Here is a 2,477-nt window from a genome sequence, read left to right as displayed (position 1 = left end):
CCGTAAGCGCTCACCCAGCGGCGTCGTTGCTACGCAGCGGGGCTTGAGATATCCGAGCGCAACGGCGCTTTCCCGAAGTGCTCCTTCCACAGCCTGGGCGTGAGCTGTGCGACGTCGGCGGCCGGGTGCTGGCCGACGCGCTGGAGCACATCGACGAGATAGTCGTACGGATCGACCTCGTGCAGCCGACAGGTCGCAATCAGGCTCTGGACGACGCCCACATGCTGGGCCCCGAGCTCGGTCCAGCTGAACATCCAGTTTTTCCGACCTATCGGAATCGGTCGAAGCGCTCGTTCGAGGTGGTTGGTATCGATCGGCACATCCGGGTCGGCCAGGAACACTTCCAGTGCCGCCCGTCGCTTGTGCGCGTAGATCAGCGCCTTGGTCAGCGGGTTGGTCGGCAGCAGCCCCTGCGCGTCTAGTCGCTCCTGTACCCAGGTGAAGAAGGCCGCCACGATCGGACGGGCGTGATCGAGCCGGTACTCGCGCTTGGCCTCGCCCTTGAGCTTGTCGTCGCGGATCTTCGCTTCGACCGCGTAGAGCGCGCCGATGAACGCGATCGCCTTGGCCGCCAGCTCGGGCTCGGCCGCTTCGGCGTTGATGAATTCGCGCCGGCAGTGCGTCCAGCACTGCGCGTGCGTGAGCCCGGTCTTGCTCGCGTAGCTCTCGTAGGCGCCATAGCCGTCCGAGAGCAGGACACTGCCTTCGGCCGGCTCGAGCCCGAGCACCTTCTCGACATTGCTGTGTGCGCGGCTCTCGAAGAACGGGAAGCAGATCTCGTGCAGCTCGCCATACACCGGCCAGAAGTAGCAGGCCTTCATCTTGCCCGGGCCGGCACGGCCGGCCTTGATCGGGGTCTCGTCCATGGCCTTGACGCGGCTGGCGCGGATCGATGCGAGCTGCGCCTCGTAGATCGGCACGAGCAGCGCGGCGGCCTGTGCGGCCAGTTGCGTGAGCCAGGCGCGGCTGACCGTGATCCCCGCATCGGCCAGGCGCTGATGCTGGCGGTACAGCGGCAGGTGCCAGGCGAACTTGTCGAGCAGCAGCCCGACCAGGAAACTCACGTCGGCGCGGCTGCCCTCGAGCACCCCGACAGGCGCCGCCGGGCAGTGGATCGTCTGCGTGTCGCGGCGCTTGATGACCGGGCGCACGTACTTGAGGATCACGTAGCTGCCCGGGCGCTGCGCCAGGCGATGGCTGACCTTCTCGCCGATCACCTCGAACTGGTCGGCGGCAAGCCCCTCGGTCTCGGGGTTGGCGAGCGTAATGGTCTCGACCGGGACGCGCGTCTCGTCGAAGAACAGCGCCGATTCGTCCTTGTCCTGTGCGTAGTCGGTGCGCGACGCACGGCGGGTGTGTCCCGCCACGGTCTTGCCGGGGACATCGGGCTGCGTGTCGGGGATCGGTAGCTCGCCCAGATACATCTGCGCCGGGTCCGGTGGGACCAGGCGCTTCTCGCTCTTCTGGCCGAAGAGCTGGCGGCGGAACCACTCGAGCTGATGTTGGATGGTCTGCACTTGGCGCTGCAAATCCTCATGCGCCTGGGCCAGTTCGACGACGCGCTCGGGCGCCCACTGGGCGGCCTCGGCAAGGGTCGGAACGGGGGCGGAGCGCGGCGCGGGCATGACGCGCATTTTACCGCAGAGCCTAGCATTCATGCGGGTTTCACGGCGTTCGAGGGCAGTCGGAAACGGCGCTTGTAGCGTGCCGGCTCGATGCCTTCGAGCAGCAGCTTGAGCCCGGTCCAGTCCATCTGGCGCGTGCGAACCTGCGCCCAGTTCGACACGAAGCGTCCCTGTTCGAGGCGCTTGGCCCACACACAGAATCCGGTGCGATCCCAGTACAGCACCTTCATCTGCGTGCCGCGCCGGTTGATGAACACGAACAGCTCGCCCGACAGCGGATCGCAGCCGAGCGCCTGGCGGGTGAGCGCGTACAGGCCATCGAAGGATTTGCGCATGTCGACCGGGCGGCCATAAACATGGACCCGGACCGCGCCTTCGGGGAAGAACATCAGCCGCGCGACAGGTGAAGGATCACGCCCTCGCCCAGGTCGAGTCGGAGCTCGAGGCGACCCGTGCCGCCGAGCTTGAGCGTGCCGGCATCGACGAAGCCGATGCGCTCCATCGCCGGCGCGGCGGACTGCGTACTCGGCTCGCCCAGCAGGCTACGCCAGCGCCGGAAGGTCGACTCGCTGAGCCCCTCACGGGCGCAGAACGGCTCGACCCCCAGCCCACTCTCGGCAAACCGCGCGATGACTGCTTGCCATTCCTGACGGCTACGCCGCCGCCACTTGTTGTTGGTCGCAGTCGCCCTGGTCACTGCCGGCTCCTCCCTGATGAATGTGGGAGGGATTGTTCCGCGCGGACGGAGGCCGGAGAAGGACGCCGCTCAGTGACCGGTTACAGGGCGCCTCAACCACTCCTCGCCCGAGAATTCTCGGCGTTGCAAGGCCATGGTCGTAGTCGAAGGCTATT

At 67.0% G+C, this 2,477-nt stretch carries 3 protein-coding genes; all 3 read right to left on the bottom strand.

Annotated features, from left to right (window positions below; all coding sequences use genetic code 11):
- Positions 1-29: 29 nt before the first annotated feature.
- From ACE3SS_RS15505 to ACE3SS_RS15495, 3 genes are read right to left on the bottom strand one after another with little or no spacing between them, the layout of a single operon-like run.
- Positions 30-1,625, bottom strand: coding sequence for an IS66 family transposase (locus ACE3SS_RS15505; RefSeq protein WP_374595489.1), 1,596 nt, complete (start codon positions 1,623-1,625; stop codon positions 30-32).
- A gap of 29 nt (positions 1,626-1,654) precedes the next feature.
- The gene (gene tnpB / locus ACE3SS_RS15500) at positions 1,655-2,014 is read right to left on the bottom strand and encodes an IS66 family insertion sequence element accessory protein TnpB (protein WP_374595487.1); all 360 of its coding nucleotides are present in this window, start codon (positions 2,012-2,014) and stop codon (positions 1,655-1,657) included.
- The gene (locus tag ACE3SS_RS15495; protein WP_043743304.1) at positions 2,014-2,322 is read right to left on the bottom strand and encodes a hypothetical protein; all 309 of its coding nucleotides are present in this window, start codon (positions 2,320-2,322) and stop codon (positions 2,014-2,016) included. The genes tnpB and ACE3SS_RS15495 overlap by 1 nt, the downstream gene beginning before the upstream one ends.
- Positions 2,323-2,477 lie beyond the last annotated feature (155 nt).

It is taken from the genome of Aquabacterium sp. (genome assembly GCF_041915145.1).
Classification (GTDB): domain Bacteria; phylum Pseudomonadota; class Gammaproteobacteria; order Burkholderiales; family Burkholderiaceae_C; genus Aquabacterium.
Note: the sequence above shows the minus strand (reverse complement) of the source record. Positions and strands in the feature narration are given on the sequence as shown.

Bases quoted from the DNA above. Each gene is read 5' to 3' on its own strand.
- tnpB (WP_374595487.1), bottom strand. From the start codon at position 2,014: ATGTTCTTCCCCGAAGGCGCGGTCCGGGTCCATGTTTATGGCCGCCCG.
- ACE3SS_RS15505 (WP_374595489.1), bottom strand. From the start codon at position 1,625: ATGCCCGCGCCGCGCTCCGCCCCCGTTCCGACCCTTGCCGAGGCCGCC.